The organism is Bradyrhizobium sp. 35, assembly GCF_023073215.1.
GTDB classification, from domain to species: domain Bacteria; phylum Pseudomonadota; class Alphaproteobacteria; order Rhizobiales; family Xanthobacteraceae; genus Bradyrhizobium; species Bradyrhizobium canariense_D.
Genome location: NZ_JADPJC010000141.1, coordinates 1 through 17,067 on the forward strand (window position 1 = coordinate 1; position 17,067 = coordinate 17,067).

Sequence of the window (17,067 nt, forward strand, 5' to 3'; positions counted from 1 at the left end):
GCGAACCCCTCATCTCAAGACAGGACGCCTCGTTGCGCTATCCTCTCAGCCGCGCTGCCGGCCGTCGTGCCTACCGCGCGAGCGGTTTAGTCCTGTGGCCCATCTGCGACCTCGAAGGCCTTCAGGTCTGCGGCCGATGTTGGCGGTAAACCGGACATCTGGCGGGCGGCCGCTTAATGAGTACACGCCCTGGCAGGGCGGAAGCGCATGCTTCGTCTCCATCGCGGCGGATAATCCAGCGGGCATCCGAGCTGCTGGTGATCGCCGGCCGGTCGCGCGCATCAATGGGCGTGCGTCTCTCAGGGACGAATGTGGATAATCGTATTCCCCTTGCGTCGCTTGGTCGGATTTAACGCGGCGACGGCATCATCGAGGGTCGAGACGTTGCCGATGTTCGTCCGCAGTCGTCCGTCCCGCACCCGCCGTACGATCTCACTCAGTTGGGCTCGATCGGACTCGACGACGAAGTCGACCGCCAGGCCATCGGAGGGCCGCGTCTCGGCCGGCCCCACGATCGTCACCAATGTTCCTCCGGCTCGGATCAGTGCTGCGGATCGCTTCTGGATGTCACCGCCGATGACATCGAAGACCAGATCGACTTTGCCCACGTCCTTCAGGGTATCGTTGTCGAGGTCGACGAACTCCTTCGCGCCGAAGTCGAGCACCGTCTGACGGTCGGCGGCGCGTCCAGAGCCGATGACGTAGGCGCCGGCCTCTCGTGCGAGTTGCGTCACCATCGATCCGACTGCGCCGGCCGCGCCGTGTGCGAGGACGCTTTGCCCCGCCTGAAGGCGGCCGTGTTGGAACAGCCCTTGCCACGCCGTCAGGCCCGAGATCGGCAGACTCGCACCTACCGTAAAGTCGACGTCGCCCGGCAGCGGTGCAAGGTTGCGTGCCTCGATCGCCACATACTCGGCCAGCGTGCCGTCGCGATACCAGTCCGCGAGGCCGAACACCCGCTGTCCGACTGATAGTCCCGTTGTGCCATATCCGAGGGCGGAGACCACTCCGGCCAGCTCGTGCCCAGGGATCGACGGTGTTCGGTCACGTTCGAGGCGATCGGTCCAGGTCGAGGGCCACGCCAGCTCAGTCGGTACAAATCCCGACGCATGAACCTGAACGACGACGTCGTTTATCGCTGCCTGCGGCTCGGGCCGGTCCATGAGCTTCATCCCGGCCCTTCCTGCGGCCTGGTCCGTTACAACGATCGCCTTCATGGGAATTATCTCCTCGGTCATTTGTCTCTTGGGCGAATAATGCAAAGAGCGTGGACGCACCGGCATCCACAGAATGTCAGGCTGTGTGGAACTCGTGTCTTCGTGTCCGCAATCTCCGCTCTCCGCATTGACCGGGGCTCCCACTCATCCTGATGGATAGGGATCGCTCCGGTCGCCGGTCGTCAGCGAATAGATGCGTTGCGCCCGGCTATAAAACAGGACCAAGAATGCCGATTTTGGCTGTACCAAGCGCGAGGGCCGCCTCCCGATACAACCCGATTGTGCCAAACGGCTCCACTGGCTGCCGAGATTTGCTCGGTGATCGAGAGCGCCTTGAGACGGCGAACAGGAATCGAGGTTGCGGACGGTTCAGTCTTTCGCGCGCAGCCCCGCTTCGATGCGCTGGATCAGTTGCTCCCGCAGCGCAGGCACCACGTTTCCGAGGACGACGAAGGTGCGGACGATAGGCAAATACGGCTCCATTGCCGCCGTCAACTCCGCCAGAGACATGCCGGCCAGCCGCGCATATTCGGATTGCGCCGCCGCATTGGTCGCGCGCGGCCGCTCCGGATTGTCGGCTATTTTCGGGCCGAGCTCGGACAGGATGACATGCAAGAACCCAAGATCGAGGGCGGCGGGCCCGCGCATCGCGAAGGTCCAGTCGACGAGCTTGGGGCCTTCCGCAGTCATGATCACGTTGCCGGGGCTAAGGTCGCAATGGCAAAGCCCGCCGCCGGTCGACAGGCGATCGATCAGGGTGAGGATGTCAGTGGCGACGTGCTTCGGGACCTTGCCGTCGTCGTGCCGCAACTCGCTCTCCATATACGCGCGCATGGAGGGGAGCTCCGGCGGTGGCGACGTCTTGTGAAGAGACATGGCCAGAGCCGCGATGATCGCGCCCGCCTGTTCGAACGTCACCGCGCCGGTGCGCGAGAGATGCCGCAGGGTCGGTCCGTCGAGGCGCTCCAGCACGATGCCGAAGCGCCCGTCCAGCGTCACCTCTCCCAACACCGCCGGCACGGGGACGCCGGCGGCGTGCACGGCGCGGATCATGCGTACCTCGTGTCGGCCGAGCAGATGAGAGACGCCGGCCTTAAACAGCTTCACGACCTGACCGGGCGCCCAGGCGTAGGCCTCGGAGAAGGCGCCTTCACCGATCTTTTCCCCCAGCGATCCCTGCATGTCCGTTCTCCGCCGCGCAGATGAAACACCGGCGGCGAGAAAAAAGGAACCCTTCCCGTCGCGGGGGCAGCCGGACATTATCATCGCGTTTCAACCTGCAGAGACCTTCGATCGCAGTCGCAGCCTCGGGGCCGTGATCGGCCACTTGTGACGTATAGCGGTCAGACGAAGTCGGGGATAAAACAGCGTTCAGGAAACTGGATCCAAAACCCATGGCTTTTTGGACAGCGGGCGCGGTTGGGTTGTTGATCGCCTATCTCCTTGGCTCGGTCCCCACGGGCCATCTGGCGGGGAAGCTGCTCAGGGGCATCGACATCCGAAGGCATGGCTCCAAGTCCACCGGGGCAACGAATGTCTTGCGCACTCTCGGCAAGGGGGCTGCCTTGTTCGTGCTCGTCGGCGATGTGCTGAAGGGCGTGGGTGCCATCATCGTCGCGCGTTCGTTCTGCCCTTGGCTGTACGCGGAAATATCCCCGCCGCCGACAGCGTCTGATCTGCATGTCTGGGTGCCATGGGCTGTTTGTCTGGCTGGACTTGCTGTGCTGTTGGGACATAGCCGATCGATCTGGCTGAACTTCACGGGCGGCAAGTCGGCTGCCGCGGGGCTCGGTGTGTTGCTGGCGATGTCTTGGCCCGTCGGATTGGGGGCTGCAGCCGTCTTTGGCCTCGTGCTGGCTATGACCAGGATCGTTTCCTTGAGCTCGATGCTCGCGGCTTTGACGTCAATCGTTCTTGTCTGCGCGGTCGAGCACCCATTGCCGTATCGGTTGCTGGTGATCGGAGGCGGCCTCTACGTGATCATCCGCCATCGTGCCAACATCCAAAGGCTTTTGGCGGGAACGGAGCCGCGTCTGGTTCGAAATGGCCAGGGTACGAAAGCGGAAGTGCAGGTTTAGCAGACGACTTATTTGCCGCGCTTATTGAGGTGCAGCAACGCTCAGTTGTCGAACGGCGCTGAGCGATATCAATTCACAATAGCGAACCCAACGGAGGGAACATGGCCTTCAGATCAGCGAGCTTTGTCCTCAACGCTGGAACATGGGAGGCCAAGGTAGGAGACCGTCCGTTTCACGGTTATTACTCATCCATACTGACCAGCGAAAATGGACAACTGAGGATTATCGAAGAAACGGTTGCAGTCGCAGCGCCCTGATCGTCTCGGTGATCAGCCGAAGCGGGAGCGCATAGCGGAGGCGACAGTTCCAGAAGCACGCTTCCTCGCGCTCTCGTGCCCCGGCGCAGCGCGGCGCTTCTTTAGCGGTGCGTTGCAGAGCCGGGGCCCAGTCGCTGGTTGTATTGTGTGGCTTTCTGGGTCCCGGTTCTGCGCAGCAACGCTTGCGCGTTGCAGCGCGCCCGGGACACGCGAGCGCCCAAGACGGGCCAGAAAAAGCCCATTCAAGCTCCGTGACGTCCGCGAACTTACGACAGGAGAGCTAAGTTCAACTGCGCCAGAAAGCCGGCGGACGGGATGGACTAACGCGTGCGTCCTGACCGCTTGAGATCGGCGACCTTAAACCTGTTGCCGGCGGCCAGACTGCTGCACAACCAGTGAGCCTTGTTTCGGTTGTCGCCCAGGAACGTCCTGGTTTCGACGCAGTCCAGGTAGGATTTGTGGGTGATGGTGTCTCGGCAGGTCGGCGAGAAAGGTCCGTAGTCTATGTTGCCGCCCGACACGCTGCATCCAACCCAGGGATCTTTGCCGCTTGGGAAGCTTGATGCACAGCCACCGTTGCAGCTGCTGGCGACTTTCTCCAGGCTGGCAATCCTCCCCATCACAGAACCCGGCGCATACGAAGGCGTTCGCGCGACTGACGTTTGAGCTGTTGAGGCAGTCCGACGCGGCGCAATTGTGTTTGCTCCTCGCTCCGACACGTGCGGCCTTGCCACCTGTTTCGGCGCGTCGACCGTGACGGGAGGAATCGTGGCGGCGGAGCCGGTTGGGATTTGCGACGCTGCCGGCGCGCACAGCAAGACGGTCGACAAGACAGCGATGGTTGAAGGCACGACAAGGCTTGATGCGAATCTCATGACCATGTCCTTCCAAATCCGGACGGAAATTTCCGCCCGGCAAGTGCACGGTAACATACATTCGGGAGCGAGCAACCGAAGGTTGAAAAAAATCTGGCCATGACTCGCTGTGCCCAGCTCGCAGCGTAGCGTCACGTCCACGGGGCGCTGCTGCGTATCCGGACACGAGAGAGGGGCCAAAATAAAACGGGACCCGAAAGGGCCCCGCAAAAGTCTTCTACGTTCCGCGATCTTACTTGATCTTGGCTTCGCGGAATTCGACGTGCTTGCGCGCCACGGGGTCGTACTTCTTCTTGACCAGCTTGTCGGTCATGGTGCGCGAATTCTTCTTGGCGACGTAGTAGAAGCCAGTGTCGGCCGAGGACACGAGCTTGACCTTGATGGTGACCGCTTTGGCCATGTTCAGAACCTCAGGAATGAAGGGAATCTGGAGCCGGCCAAATGGCCCGCGTTGGCCGGCAACCTAGCCAGAAACCGCCTGATGTCAAGATTTTAGGGCTCGAAAAGCACCCAGATCAGGCCGATTACGCCTCGAAGAACCGGTTTTTGGGCCGAGGCAGGCCCAGATTCTCTCTCAAAGTGGGCCCTTCGTACTCTTTCCGGAAAATCCCGCGGCGCTGCAGCTCCGGGACCACCTTGTCGACGAAATCGTCGAGGCCGGCAGGCAGGAACGGGAACATGATGTTGAAGCCGTCGGAGCCGCACCCGACCAGCCATTCCTCCATCTGGTCGGCGATGGTTTTGGCCGTGCCGACGAAGGATAGCCCGCCATAGCCGCCGACGCGTTGGGCGAGCTGGCGCACCGTGAGCTTGTCGCGGGCCGCGAGGTCGACCATGCGCTGGCGACCGCTCTTGCTGGCATTGGTCTCCGGGATTTCCGGCAATTGCCCATCCGGATCGAAGCCGGAGGCATCCGTGCCGAGGATGACCGAGAGCGAGGCGATGGCGCTGTCGTAATGCACGCGGCTGTCGAGCAGCGCGCGTTTCTCCTTGGCCTCGTCGACGCTGTCGCCGACCACGACGAAGGCGCCGGGCAGGATCTTGAGGTGTTCAGGATCGCGGCCGACCTTCTCCATGCGGCCCTTGATATCGGCATAGAGTTTCTGGCTGTCGGCAAGGCTGCCGCCGCCGGTGAAGACGGCTTCCGCGGTCTCGGCGGCGAGCTGCCTGCCGTCCTCGGAGGCGCCGGCCTGCACGATCACCGGCCAGCCCTGGACCGGGCGGGCGATGTTGAGGGGACCGCGCACCTTCAGATATTTGCCGTGATGGTCGAGCACATGCATCTTGGCGGGATCGACGAACACGCCGCTTTCGACGTCGCGCACGAAGGCGTCGTCGGCAAAGGAATCCCACAGGCCCGTGACGACGTCGTAGAACTCGCGGGCGCGCTTGTAGCGCTCGGCGTGCTCCATGTGGTCGTCGAGGCCGAAATTCAGCGCCGCATCCGGGTTCGAGGTGGTGACGATGTTCCAGCCCGCCCGCCCGCCGCTGAGATGGTCGAGCGAGGCGAAGCGCCGTGCGACGTGATAGGGCTCGTCGAACGTGGTCGAGCCCGTCGCGATCAGGCCGATCCGCTCGGTGACGGCCGAGAGCGCCGACAACAGCGTGAAGGGTTCGAACGAGGTGACCGTGTGGCTGCGCTTGAGCGCATTGACCGGCATGTTCAGCACGGCGAGGTGATCGGCCATGAAGAAGGCGTCGAACTTGCCGGCCTCGAGCTTCTGGATCAGCGTCTTGATGTGGCCGAAGTTGAAATTGGCGTCCGGCCAAGCCCCGGGATAGCGCCAGGCACCGGTGTGGATGCTGATCGGGCGCATGAACGCGCCAAGCTTGAGTTGCCGTTGTGCCATCGCCCGGTGTCCGTTCTTGGTGTCGTTCCCGAAGACATAGGCACGCCGCGGAACTCCGCCATCGGGGGAGGTAGGAAGATTATTTTGTTTTTCGCGACGCCCTGAGCACATTCGCGTCATTCCGGGCCGCGCCCGGAATGACGGAAGAGTCCCATCGAACCGATCCACGGCTCACTCCGACCAAGCCATGACTTTCGCTCCCGAGGAGACCTTCGATGGCAGGTGCAATGACCGTGGACGGGCGCATCGTCCGCATCGACCGGCCCATGCCCTGGGTCGGGCGGCTGCTGTCATTGCCGCTGCTGGCGGCGAGCTTCTATCTGCTGTGGAATGTCGCGCTCGGCCTGCGGCAGGATTTCTCCGGTTTTGGGCGGCTCGCCGATGATCTCATGCCGGTGGTGGTGTTCACGGGACTCGGGCTGCTCGTGGGCATCCCCGGAATCATCCTGCTCACCTTTCGCACCTTCGTCGTGCTGAACGAGACGCTGCGCCAGATCGTCATCACCAGGCAGTTCGGCCCGCTGAATTTTCGCAAGCATCGCGATCTCGCCGATTATCATTTCATCAGCATTACCGACGACGACGATCCGGAGCTGACGACATATGATGTCAATCTCTGCGGCAACAAAGGGACCGAGCCGATCACGCTGATGAGCTTCACCAAGCGCGAGGAAGCCAGTCGCTTCGCCAGCGAGCTCGGGCGAGTGCTGAACCTTCCCGCGCGCGACTATGTCGGCACCGAGCCCGACGCGGACAATGCGGACGTCACGAACTGATCAGCTCAAAATATCCTTCTGCATCTTGCCGCCGTAGAAATGGAAGAACGGCACCGGCGCATCGTGGCGGAGCGGGCCGGTGGCAAGGCGCGCGTCGAGCTCGTTGAGCACATTGCGCGTCATCGGATGCAGATCGGCGAGCGGCTTCGAGCCGAGCTCGACCCAGACCAGCTCGACAAGCTCGGCATCGGCGTGGATCACGCCGTCGACGCGATGGGTGATCGCGGAGGCGTCCGCCGTGAAGAAGCGCGTGTCGAACCGCTTGACGCGGCCGGGCGGGGTGATTGCGCGCGCGATCAGGAACAGGCTGGAGGGATCCGGCAACAGGCCCGCATCCGCGAACGGCTTCCAGGCGCCTTCGAGTTTTGTCTTTACCTCGGCCTTGCGTCCGAGGCAGAGACCCGTTTCCTCGCAGGCCTCGCGGATCGCGGCGATCGCCAGCGATTTTGCGCGGGAGGCCGGCGTCTTCGGGCTGCCCTTGGCGAGATTGGCTTCCAGTTCGGCGGTGATCGGCGCCGCGCATGGTACGCGATAATCGTCCTTGTCGACGCGGCCGCCCGGGAAAACGAATTTTCCGGGCATGAACACCACCTTGTCGTGGCGCTTGCCGACCAGGACTTTTGGAATGGCTCCGCTGCGGTCGACCAGGATCAGTGTCGCGGCATCCCTAGGGCGGAAATAGGGATGATGATCGGCTTCCTTGCCCTCGTGGATCTTTGCCTTGTCGGCTGCCTGCGACGTATCCGTCATGTCCTCACCCAAACCACTACTTGTTTATTTTGCTTACACCGGCGGAATACCATCCGTCGGGTTCTCGTCAAACCCGTGCATGCGCAGAGCCCATTGCAATCCGACCACGGCTCCCTTCACCGGCTGCAGCAGTGCCAGCGAGGCGACGAAGGTGAAGGGCAGATAGGCCGCGAAGCTGATCCAGACCGGCGTCGTATAGTTGGTCTCGATCCACAGAATAGTCGGCACCACGATGTGCCCGACAATGACGATGACGAGATAGGCTGGCAAATCGTCGGCCCGATGCGGCGTGACATCGAGGCCGCAGACGGAGCAGTTATCCGCGGTCTTCAGGAAGGCGCGGAACAGCTTTCCCTCGCCGCAGCGCGGGCAGCGGCCGCGAAAGCCGCGCCTCATCGCAGCAAAGACGTCGCGCTTCTCGACGAGGCCGGTGTCGCGGGTCCAGATCTTCGGCGCCGTGCTCGTCGTCACCATGCCTTGCCCTTCTGGCCCTTGCCCTTGCTTTTTCCCTTGGCCGTTTTCCCCTTGCCGGGCTTCTTCGGCTTGTCCGGCTTGCGCTTCTTGTCAGGACTGCGCCCGGGGTGCGCCTTGAACGAGCGGCGGCGTTGCGGACCGGAGGACCTGCGGCCCCGCGGTGCGGTCTCGCCGGACGAGGACAGCAGCTCGAAGCGCAACGCGCCTGCGATCGGAGCCGCCTCGATCAGGCGGACGTCGACAACATCACCGAGCTGATGCATGGTGCCGCTGCGGGTGCCGACCAGGGCGTGGCGGCCCTCGTCATAGTTGAAATATTCCGTGCCGAGGGATCGGATCGGGATCAGGCCGTCGGCGCCGGTCTCGGCGAGCTTGACGAACAGGCCGGCGCGCGTGACGCCGGAGACGCGGCCCTGGAAGCTCGAACCGATGCGGTCGGCGAGGTGATGGGCGATCAGGCGGTCGACGGTCTCGCGCTCCGCTTTCATCGCGCGCCGCTCGGTCACTGAGATATGAGCTGCGACCTCGCTCAACGTTTCCGGCGTCTCGGTGTCGGGCAGCGCGCCTTCGCCGAGGCCGAGCGCGCGAACCAGCGCACGGTGCACGACAAGGTCGGCGTAGCGGCGGATCGGCGAGGTGAAATGCGCATAGCGGCGCAAATTCAGGCCGAAATGACCGTAATTCTCCGAAGAGTATTCGGCCTGTGCCTGGGCGCGCAGCACGACCTCGCTGACCAGCGGAAAGTGGTCGTGGCCTTCGAGCTGCGCCAGCACGCGGTTGAACAGAGCGGGGCGCAGCGCGCCGCCTTTCGCGAACGGAACGTCCAGCGTCGCCAGGAATTCCGCGAGCGCGTGGACCTTTTCCAGGGTCGGCTCGTCATGCACCCGGTAGATCAGCGGCAGCGACTTCTTCTCGAGCATCTCGGCTGCCGCGACATTGGCGAGGATCATGAACTCCTCGATCAGCTTGTGCGCGTCGAGCCTGTCGGGCACGACGACGCGGTCGACCGTGCCGTCGGGCTTGAGCAGGATCTTGCGCTCGGGCAGATCGAGATTGAGCGGATCGCGCTCGTCGCGCGCGCGCTTGACGCAGGCATAGGCGGCATAAAGCGGCCTCAGGATTGGATCGAGCAGGGGGCCGGTGGTGTCGTCCGGCCTTCCGTCGATCGCGGCCTGCGCCTGCGCATAGTTCAGCTTGGCTGCGGAGCGCATCAGGATGCGGTGGAAGCTGTGCGACCGTTTCCGCCCGTCCGGCGCGATGATCATCCGCACCGCGAGCGCGCCGCGCGGCTCGCCCGGCACCAGCGAGCAGAGATCGTTGGAGATGCGCTCGGGCAGCATCGGCACGACGCGGTCGGGGAAATAGACCGAGTTGCCGCGATCGAGCGCATCGCGGTCGAGCGCGGTGCCCGGTCGCACGTAGAAGCTCACATCGGCGATGGCGACATCGACGATGAAGCCGCCCTTGTTGTTGAGATCAGGATCCGGCTGCGCGTGTACCGCGTCGTCGTGATCCTTGGCATCCGGCGGATCGATGGTGACCAGCGGCACATCGCGCCAGTCCTCGCGCCCCTTCAGATTGGCCGGCTCCGCCGCTTCGGCTTCGCGCTCTGCCGCGGGACGGAATTGCAGCGGGATGTCGTGCGCGTAGATCGCGATCAGGCTGATCGCCTTCTCCGACTTGACCGAGCCGAGCTTCTCCTTGACGCGGCCTGACGCCAGCCCAAAGCCGCGCGAGCGGATGATGTCGACGCTGACGAGATCGCCGTCCTGCGCGCCGTGCGTCTCAGTCGGGGCGATGTTCAGCTCGCGGTCGGCGGACTTCTTGTCGACCGGGATGATCCGTCCGCCGCCTTCGGGCAGGCTGCGGAAGACGCCGAGGATGCGGCTCTTGGTCTTGTCGAAAACCTTGATGATGTGGCCGCGATAGGCCGGGCCTTCGGTCTCGTCGGATCGCTCGACCCGCAGCAGCGCGCGATCGCCAACGCCGGCCGCGGTGCCGGGCTTCGGCCGGCGCGGCATCGTGATGAGGATCTTTGGCGGCTCGCCGCTTTCGACCTCGTCCCATTCAGTGGGGGAGGCGACCAGCTCGCCGTCGGCGTCGCGGCCGGTAATGTCGGCGACCAGCGTCGGCGGGAGGCTGTCCGGCTCTGAAATCGTATGGCGCTTTTTCTTGACGAGCCCGTCGTCGGCGAGCTCGCGCAGCATGCGCTTGAGCTCGATGCGGTCGGCGTTCTTCAGGCCGAACTCGCGTGCAATTTCGCGGGTTCCGACCTTTCCGGGATTTGCCTTGATGAAGGCGACGATGGCTGCCCTGTCGGGAAAGCCACGGTCATTCTTGCGTTTCACTTAGCCTCTATTTGGTGCCGGCACTTTTCTTGGCCGGAGCTTTGGCGCCAGCTGCCTTGGTCGGTGACGTTTTGGCCGTCGACGACACGGCTGCGCGCGCCTTGCTGGTGGATTCGGATTTGGGTTTGGCCGCCTTCTTCGCGGCCGGCTTTTTGGTTTTTGGTGCGGCGTCATCGCCGTCGGCGGCCTTCGCCGCAGCCTTCTTGGCCTTGGCCGGCTTCGCCGCTTTCTTCGGCTTCTTGCCGCCGCCCTTGGCCGCACGCTCGTCGATCAGCGCGATTGCCTGCGGCAGCGTGATGGCGTCTTTCTCGATGTCGCTCGGGATCGTGGCATTGACGCCACCCGCGGTGACATAGGCGCCGTAGCGGCCGCCCTTTACCGTGACGGTGCCGAGGGTGGGATGATCGCCGATCGCCCTGCCGGGATCAGCGCCGAAGCGGCGGCTCGGGCCCTTGGCGATCTTCTCCGCGATCAGCGTCACCGCGCGGTTGATGCCGATGTCGAACACCTCATCGCCGGCCTCGAGGCTGGCATAAGTCTTCTCGTGCTTCACGAACGGCCCGAAGCGGCCGAGACCCGCGGTGATCGGCTCACCGGTTTCCGGATGCTTGCCGATCTCGCGCGGCAGCGACAGCAGCTTGAGCGCAAGCTCGAGCTCGACATCTCCAGGGGACATCCCCTTCGGAATGCCTGCGCGCTTCGGCTTCTCGCCCTCCGCATAATCCTTCTGCTCGCCGAGCTGGATGTAGGGGCCGAACCGCCCGGCCTTGACCCAGACATCGCGGCCCGTATCCGGGTCCTGGCCGAGCGAACGATCGGCCGTTGCCTCGCCGTCGGCGGCGAGCTGACGGGTGTAGCGACATTCCGGATAGTTCGAACAGCCGACGAAGGCGCCGAACTTGCCGGCCTTGAGATTGAGCCGCCCGTTGCGGCAGCTGGGGCATTGCCTGATGTCGCCGCCATCGGTGCGGGGCGGGTAGATGTGCTGTCCCAGCATGTCGTCGAGCACGTCGAGCACCTGCGCGACGCGCAAATCCTTGATCTCGTCGACCGCGCCGATGAAGCCGGTCCAGAAATCCTTCAGCACCTGCTGCCAGGAGATCTCGTTGTTGGAGATGCGGTCGAGCTGCTCTTCCAGATTGGCGGTGAAGTCGTATTCAACGTAGCGGGCAAAGAAGCTTTCGAGGAACGCGACTACGACGCGGCCCTTGTCCTCGCCGTGCAGGCGCTTCTTCTCGAGCTTGACGTAGCCGCGGTCCTTCAGCACCTGGAGGATCGAGGCATAGGTCGAGGGCCGGCCGATGCCGAGCTCTTCCATGCGCTTGACCAGCGAGGCCTCGGAGAAGCGCGGCGGCGGCTCGGTGAAGTGCTGGGTGACGGCGAGCGACTGCCGCTTCAGCGCATCGTTGGGGCTCATCGCGGGCAGGCGGCGGGAGTCCTCGTCCTCCTCGTCGTCGCGGCCTTCCTGGTAAAGTGCGAGGAAGCCGTCGAACTTGACGACCTGGCCGGTGGCGCGCAGGTCCAGCGTGCGGCCGCCGACCTTCGCCGTGATGTCGACCGTGGTGCGTTCCAGCTCGGCCGATTCCATCTGGCTCGCGATGGTGCGCTTCCAGATCAGTTCATAGAGTCTCGCCTGGTCGGACTCGAGCTTGCGGCTCATGCTGTCGGGACGGCGCGACATGTCGGTCGGCCGGATCGCTTCGTGGGCTTCCTGGGCGTTCTTGGCCTTGGCCTGGTACTGACGCGGCGCGTCCGGCACATAGGCGTTGCCGTAATCCTCGCCGATCACCTTGCGGGCCTGGGTGATCGCGGACGGGTCGATCTGCACGCCGTCGGTACGCATATAAGTAATGAGTCCGGTGGTCTCGCCGCCGATGTCGATGCCTTCATAGAGCCGCTGCGCGATGCGCATGGTGTGCGCCGGCGCAAAGCCGTATTTGCGGCTGGCTTCCTGCTGCAGCGTCGAGGTGGTGAAGGGGGCCTGCGGATTGCGGCGGGCCGGCTTGGCATCGACCGCGGTCACCGCGTAGGCGGCTGCTTCCAGCGCCTTCTTGAAGTCTTCGGCTTCCGCGCCGGTGCCGATGTCGAGGCGCTGGATCTTCTTGCCGTCGGCGCCGACGAGACGGGCCTCGAAGGCGTCGCCGCGCGGCGTCAGCAGGGTCGCGATCAGCGACCAGTATTCGCGCGCAACGAACTTTTCGATCTCGAGCTCGCGGTCGCAGACCAGACGCAGCGCCACCGACTGCACGCGGCCCGCCGAGCGGGCGCCCGGCAGCTTGCGCCACAGCACGGGGGAGAGGGTGAAGCCGACCAGATAGTCCAGCGCGCGGCGCGCCATATAGGCGTCGACCAGCGCACCGTCGATCTGGCGCGGATTCTTCATCGCGTCCGTCACCGCCTGCTTGGTGATGGCGTTGAACACCACGCGCTCGATCTTGTGGTCCTTGATCGCGCGCTTCTCTTTCAGGACCTCCAGCACGTGCCAGGAGATGGCCTCGCCCTCGCGATCAGGGTCGGTGGCGAGAATCAGGCGATCGGCGTTCTTGAGGGACTTGGCAATGTCGTTGAGCCGGCCGGCCGCCTTGGGGTCGACCTCCCAGATCATCTTGAAATTGGCGTCGGGATCGACGGAGCCGTTCTTTGCCGGCAAGTCGCGGACATGGCCAAACGAGGCCAGAACCTCGTAGGACGAGCCCAAATACTTGTTGATCGTCTTGGCTTTCGCCGGCGACTCCACAATGACGATATTCATGTAGTTCCAGTAACTTATGGGGAAATTTGGGGCCGAATTCGATGAGATTCGGGTCGGCCCTTTCGTCCCGAACATGGGTGGTGAGGCCGTCGCTGTCAAATCGAGGGCTGTTGAGAGCCCTCCCGATGGGAAAAGTTTCATATCGAGAAAGTTGCAAAATACCACCTTTGAGTTGCGGTCGATGTCGGCGTAATGTTGCCGCGGGGCATGGATTCGGGTGGGGGCTGGTGACTAAGCCAGGAAAGAAACGGGCGGGCGCCGCATCGCGCGCGGGGGGAGGCTTGCGTCACGAGGAACCGGGGGAGGGCGGCGTCGAGGAGGCGGTCGCCTTCATCGCCGAGCAGGTCGGGGCCCTGCGCAAGCTTGCCGAACGGCACAGGCTCGACGTGCTGCATTATCTCCTGGGAATGACCAAGCTCGAGGCGGACGAGCATCTGCGGCTGAGGAGCAAGCGCAGGCTGTCGTGAAGGGGGCGATGTACTGCTCCAACGACGGTGCGGTTAGCCGTTGCGGCTTGCCATTTTGGCCAATCGCAGGCCGAGATATGCGGCCGTGCCGAGGTCGCTCTCCGGCAACGAGCCGTCAATCAAGTGTGTTGCCAGACCAAGCTGGCTGCCCAAACGATTGCGGCCGCTCGGATCCTCGCCACCGGGAATATCCAGTCCGCACCAGAGCATGCCGTGCTGCGCGGCCAGAATGGAAAAGTAGGACAGTGTGTGGAGTTGATCGCCGCTTGCGCAGGCGCCCGTGGTGAACCCGGCTGCGATCTTGTTGGCCCAGCGCTGCTGGCTCCATCGATCACTTGAAGCATCGGCAAACGCTTTGAATTGAGCGGCTGGCCCGCCCATATAGGTCGGGCTGCCAAACGCAACTGCGTCGGCGCCATCGATCGTCTCCAGTAAGCTCTCATTCTGAAAGCGGCCTGACACGATGTCGCCGCCGGTGATGCGACACAGCGTGACCTGCGCTTTGCCATCTGCTCCGCGCGCAACCGCATGCGCCAGCTTCTCGGTGGTGCCCGAGATGGAAAAATAGGTGATGGCGAGCAGGGGCATGGTGGTGCCAGTTTGGTGGGACCTCGCCATCTTTGACGCTGTCGATGGCTTGTACAAGTCCGCCACGCCATATTGCGAGTTGGGACGCTCGGGTACATGCCGACCCGCCTTCGATGAAAGTGGGTCAACCTGCGGAGCAATCGCGGGCTGTCGTAGCCGCGAAGACCGAGCGGAATCGGTCGCCAGGACGACGTTGAAGAGACAGCGCACCGCTATCCCGCTGACCGTCGCCGCGGCGCAGGCCGCGGCTTCAGCGAGGTGTCCGCGAGGCTGAGCAATCGCCCGTCCTCCGCGCGCAGTTCGAGCTTCTTCACCGGTCGGCCTTTCTCGCGATCGACCAGGATGGTCGCGATCTCCGACGGGCGATCGTCGAAATCCTCGCCCCATTGGCGCAGCGCTACCAACACCGGGAAGACGCCGCGGCCTTTCGGCGTCAGCACATATTCCTCGTAAGGGCTGCCGTCGGAGGCGGGGGCCGTGGTCAGGATGCCGTGATCGACCAGCGCGCGCAGCCGCGTCGACAAGATGTTCTTGGCCATGCCGAGCTTGCTCTGAAACTCACCGAAGCGGCGCAGCCCAAACAGCGCCTCGCGGATGATCAGCAGGGACCACCGGTCGCCGATCGCCTCCAGCGATCGCGCGATCGGGCAGGCGTCCCCCTCGAAGCTCGTCCGTTTCACCATGATCTGGTCCTTTCGCGATCGCACGGTCCTGTCACCGTTCACGCGCTCTTGTGGTTGCATCTTAAAACCAGGTGGCCTAGATGGCAATCGTAGTTTTATGATGAAACCACTGGAGGCGAACGTGAGACTGAAGAACAAGACGGCCCTGATCACCGGCGGCAATAGCGGCATTGGACTGGCAACGGCAAAGCTGTTCGTGGCCGAGGGCGCCAAGGTGGTGATCACCGGGCGCAACAAGGAGACGCTCGAGGCGGCCGCGAAGGAGCTCGGGCCGAACGCGCTCGCGCTCGCCGCCGACGCCACCGACATTGCCGCGACCGAATCTGCGATCAAGAAGGGCGCCGAAAAGTTCGGCAAGTTCGACATCCTGTTCGCCAATGCCGGCATCGCCGGCGGTACGCCGCTGGGGTCGGCCACGCTGGAGGTCTTCGAGAAGGTCATCAGCACCAATCTGACCGGCGTGTTCTTCACCGTTCAGTCCGCGCTGCCTTATCTCAACGACAATGCTTCCATCGTCCTCAACGGCTCGGTGATCTCCGTGCTCGGCATTCCCGGCTATTCGGCCTATGGCGCCGCCAAGGCCGGCGTGCGGGCGATGGCGCGGATCATGGCCTCGGAGCTCTCGCCGCGGGGCATTCGCGTCAACGTGGTCGCGCCCGGTGCGATCCGCACGCCGATCTGGGGACCCGCGACCGCGACGCCCGAAGCCGAGAAGGCGTTCGAGAAGCGGATCGCGCTGACGACGCCGCTGGGGCGCATTGGTGAAACAGATCACGTCGCCAAGACTGTGCTGTTCCTCGCCTCCGACGATTCCGCGCATGTGCAGGGCCAGGAAATCTTCGTCGATGGCGGCGCGGTTGCCTCTCCGAGCGGCGCGCCGATCTATCGCGGCTGATCAATCTTGGTGCAAATTGAATCGGTCGGCGCAGCGGCGAGCGGTTGCGCCGGCCGGTTCCCACGTCTCGCGAGCTGTGTTTTCTGAACGTTGCGGGAGGCATTGAACCTTCGCTTGCGCTGCCAAGACACTTTTACGGGCAGGGGGTCACGAAGACTCATTTCAAGGGAGCCCGATATGCCAAAGGCAGCTCGTATTATTTCCCCGATTTCAGCACCGCGTATTTACACCGAAAACTCCGCCGTTCCTGCCAAGCGTTCCGACACCTCCGAGTTCGTCGGGGTCGCTCTTTTCTCCGGCATCGGCCTGTTCGTTTCCCTCGTCGCCGTCATCCTGGGCATTCAGGGCGCCTGGTTTTAGCTTCGCCGATCGCGCACCGGTCGATCAGCCGCCGCAAGCGATGTTGCGGCGGCTGATGATGTGCGCGTTATCAGGCCGCGCGGAGGGCGGTCGCCGCCTCGAGCGCGCTTGCGAGCGACTTCTCGCGATGCTCCGGGCCGACCTGGATTCCGTCGGCGCTGATGAATTCGGGATGATGAATCCCCATGAAACCGAACACGCCACGCAGATAGCTTTCGAGGTGCTCCAGCGACGCGGCGGGCGAGCCCGCGCCGTAATAGCCCCCGCGCGAAACCGCGAAGATTACGCGCTTGCCGCCGGCAAGGCCCTGCGGGCCGTTGGCCCCATAGCTGAACGTCTTCCCCGCCACCAGGACCCGGTCGATCCAGGCCTTGAGCTGGCTCGGAATGGTGAAATTGTACATGGGCGCGCCGATCACGACGATGTCGGCGGCAAGAAACTCGTCCAGCGCGGCCTTGCTGGCGGCGAGATCGGGGCCGAGCTCCGCCGGCGCAGGCGCGCCTTGCGCGGCCGCCAGATGCGAGCCGGAGAGATGGGCGAGCGGGCTCTGCGTCAGGTCGCGATAGACGATGTCGAGCGATGGCGTCGCCTGCCTGAGACGGTCGACGATGGCGGCGGAGACTTGCCGCGAAACGGAGTGGGGGCCGAGCACGCTGGAGTCGATGTGGAGGAGTTTCATTCGGGATCACCCTGGTAT

Annotated in this window: 16 protein-coding genes; 5 read left to right on the forward strand and 11 right to left on the reverse strand. The window is 63.9% G+C overall.

Annotation, left to right across the window (positions count from 1 at the left end):
* Positions 1-299: 299 nt before the first annotated feature.
* Together IVB36_RS28070 and IVB36_RS28075 are read right to left on the reverse strand one after the other, a co-directional pair.
* Positions 300-1,217 (reverse strand): NADP-dependent oxidoreductase, encoded by a 918-nt coding sequence (locus tag IVB36_RS28070; RefSeq protein WP_085395626.1) that lies wholly within the window; start codon positions 1,215-1,217, stop codon positions 300-302.
* Positions 1,218-1,586: 369 nt separating this feature from the next.
* Positions 1,587-2,399: an aminoglycoside phosphotransferase family protein gene (locus IVB36_RS28075; protein ID WP_247296504.1), complete on the reverse strand. Its 813-nt coding sequence runs from the start codon at positions 2,397-2,399 to the stop codon at positions 1,587-1,589.
* 212 nt (positions 2,400-2,611) lie between these two features.
* On the opposite strand from IVB36_RS28075, the gene plsY reads away from it, so the two are divergent.
* Complete coding sequence (plsY, locus tag IVB36_RS28080; protein ID WP_085395627.1) at positions 2,612-3,295, forward strand: glycerol-3-phosphate 1-O-acyltransferase PlsY; 684 nt, start codon at positions 2,612-2,614, stop codon at positions 3,293-3,295.
* A gap of 1,364 nt (positions 3,296-4,659) precedes the next feature.
* Here plsY and rpmG read toward each other — a convergent pair.
* Entirely contained in the window at positions 4,660-4,827 is a 168-nt protein-coding gene (gene rpmG, locus IVB36_RS28085; protein ID WP_007603295.1) for a 50S ribosomal protein L33, read from the reverse strand.
* A gap of 124 nt (positions 4,828-4,951) precedes the next feature.
* Positions 4,952-6,277 (reverse strand): LLM class flavin-dependent oxidoreductase, encoded by a 1,326-nt coding sequence (locus IVB36_RS28090; protein ID WP_247338478.1) that lies wholly within the window; start codon positions 6,275-6,277, stop codon positions 4,952-4,954.
* Positions 6,278-6,492: 215 nt separating this feature from the next.
* Here IVB36_RS28090 and IVB36_RS28095 point away from each other — a divergent pair, with 215 nt between their 5' ends.
* Entirely contained in the window at positions 6,493-7,053 is a 561-nt protein-coding gene (locus IVB36_RS28095; protein ID WP_247338479.1) for a hypothetical protein, read from the forward strand.
* Here the strand turns inward: IVB36_RS28095 and IVB36_RS28100 are convergent, their stop codons facing one another.
* The 4 genes from IVB36_RS28100 to topA are packed head-to-tail and all read right to left on the reverse strand — an operon-like array spanning position 7,054 to position 13,377.
* Complete coding sequence (locus IVB36_RS28100; protein WP_085351448.1) at positions 7,054-7,803, reverse strand: NUDIX hydrolase; 750 nt, start codon at positions 7,801-7,803, stop codon at positions 7,054-7,056.
* A gap of 33 nt (positions 7,804-7,836) precedes the next feature.
* Positions 7,837-8,277: a DUF983 domain-containing protein gene (locus IVB36_RS28105; RefSeq protein WP_018458336.1), complete on the reverse strand. Its 441-nt coding sequence runs from the start codon at positions 8,275-8,277 to the stop codon at positions 7,837-7,839.
* Positions 8,271-10,625 (reverse strand): ribonuclease R, encoded by a 2,355-nt coding sequence (rnr, locus tag IVB36_RS28110; RefSeq protein WP_247296514.1) that lies wholly within the window; start codon positions 10,623-10,625, stop codon positions 8,271-8,273. Before rnr ends, IVB36_RS28105 begins: the two co-directional genes overlap by 7 nt.
* Positions 10,626-10,632: 7 nt before the next feature.
* The gene (gene topA / locus IVB36_RS28115) at positions 10,633-13,377 is read right to left on the reverse strand and encodes a type I DNA topoisomerase (protein WP_247393830.1); all 2,745 of its coding nucleotides are present in this window, start codon (positions 13,375-13,377) and stop codon (positions 10,633-10,635) included.
* 281 nt (positions 13,378-13,658) lie between these two features.
* Here topA and IVB36_RS28120 point away from each other — a divergent pair, with 281 nt between their 5' ends.
* Positions 13,659-13,844, forward strand: a complete 186-nt coding sequence (locus IVB36_RS28120; protein WP_018458332.1) for a hypothetical protein — start codon at positions 13,659-13,661, stop codon at positions 13,842-13,844.
* Between the two features lie 33 nt (positions 13,845-13,877).
* On the opposite strand, the gene IVB36_RS28125 is transcribed toward IVB36_RS28120, so the two are convergent.
* On the reverse strand, positions 13,878-14,432 hold the full coding sequence (locus IVB36_RS28125; RefSeq protein WP_085395633.1) for a flavodoxin family protein: 555 nt from the start codon (positions 14,430-14,432) through the stop codon (positions 13,878-13,880).
* Positions 14,433-14,644: 212 nt separating this feature from the next.
* Positions 14,645-15,115 carry a helix-turn-helix domain-containing protein gene (locus tag IVB36_RS28130; RefSeq protein ID WP_204511390.1) on the reverse strand — a complete coding sequence of 157 codons (471 nt, stop codon included), beginning with the start codon at positions 15,113-15,115 and terminating at the stop codon, positions 14,645-14,647.
* A gap of 121 nt (positions 15,116-15,236) precedes the next feature.
* Here IVB36_RS28130 and IVB36_RS28135 point away from each other — a divergent pair, with 121 nt between their 5' ends.
* The gene (locus IVB36_RS28135) at positions 15,237-16,010 is read left to right on the forward strand and encodes an SDR family oxidoreductase (protein ID WP_166517487.1); all 774 of its coding nucleotides are present in this window, start codon (positions 15,237-15,239) and stop codon (positions 16,008-16,010) included.
* A gap of 177 nt (positions 16,011-16,187) precedes the next feature.
* The gene (locus tag IVB36_RS28140) at positions 16,188-16,370 is read left to right on the forward strand and encodes a hypothetical protein (protein ID WP_018458328.1); all 183 of its coding nucleotides are present in this window, start codon (positions 16,188-16,190) and stop codon (positions 16,368-16,370) included.
* A 70-nt stretch (positions 16,371-16,440) separates the two neighbouring features.
* On the opposite strand, the gene IVB36_RS28145 is transcribed toward IVB36_RS28140, so the two are convergent.
* Positions 16,441-17,049 (reverse strand): FMN-dependent NADH-azoreductase, encoded by a 609-nt coding sequence (locus tag IVB36_RS28145; protein ID WP_018458327.1) that lies wholly within the window; start codon positions 17,047-17,049, stop codon positions 16,441-16,443.
* Positions 17,050-17,067 lie beyond the last annotated feature (18 nt).

Bases quoted from the DNA above. Each gene is read 5' to 3' on its own strand.
- IVB36_RS28070 (WP_085395626.1), bottom strand. From the start codon at position 1,217: ATGAAGGCGATCGTTGTAACGGACCAGGCCGCAGGAAGGGCCGGGATG.
- IVB36_RS28075 (WP_247296504.1), bottom strand. From the start codon at position 2,399: ATGCAGGGATCGCTGGGGGAAAAGATCGGTGAAGGCGCCTTCTCCGAG.
- plsY (WP_085395627.1), top strand. From the start codon at position 2,612: ATGGCTTTTTGGACAGCGGGCGCGGTTGGGTTGTTGATCGCCTATCTC.
- rpmG (WP_007603295.1), bottom strand. From the start codon at position 4,827: ATGGCCAAAGCGGTCACCATCAAGGTCAAGCTCGTGTCCTCGGCCGAC.
- IVB36_RS28090 (WP_247338478.1), bottom strand. From the start codon at position 6,277: ATGGCACAACGGCAACTCAAGCTTGGCGCGTTCATGCGCCCGATCAGC.
- IVB36_RS28095 (WP_247338479.1), top strand. From the start codon at position 6,493: ATGGCAGGTGCAATGACCGTGGACGGGCGCATCGTCCGCATCGACCGG.
- IVB36_RS28100 (WP_085351448.1), bottom strand. From the start codon at position 7,803: ATGACGGATACGTCGCAGGCAGCCGACAAGGCAAAGATCCACGAGGGC.
- IVB36_RS28105 (WP_018458336.1), bottom strand. From the start codon at position 8,277: ATGGTGACGACGAGCACGGCGCCGAAGATCTGGACCCGCGACACCGGC.
- topA (WP_247393830.1), bottom strand. From the start codon at position 13,377: ATGAATATCGTCATTGTGGAGTCGCCGGCGAAAGCCAAGACGATCAAC.
- IVB36_RS28125 (WP_085395633.1), bottom strand. From the start codon at position 14,432: ATGCCCCTGCTCGCCATCACCTATTTTTCCATCTCGGGCACCACCGAG.
- IVB36_RS28130 (WP_204511390.1), bottom strand. From the start codon at position 15,115: ATGGTGAAACGGACGAGCTTCGAGGGGGACGCCTGCCCGATCGCGCGA.
- IVB36_RS28140 (WP_018458328.1), top strand. From the start codon at position 16,188: ATGCCAAAGGCAGCTCGTATTATTTCCCCGATTTCAGCACCGCGTATT.
- IVB36_RS28145 (WP_018458327.1), bottom strand. From the start codon at position 17,049: ATGAAACTCCTCCACATCGACTCCAGCGTGCTCGGCCCCCACTCCGTT.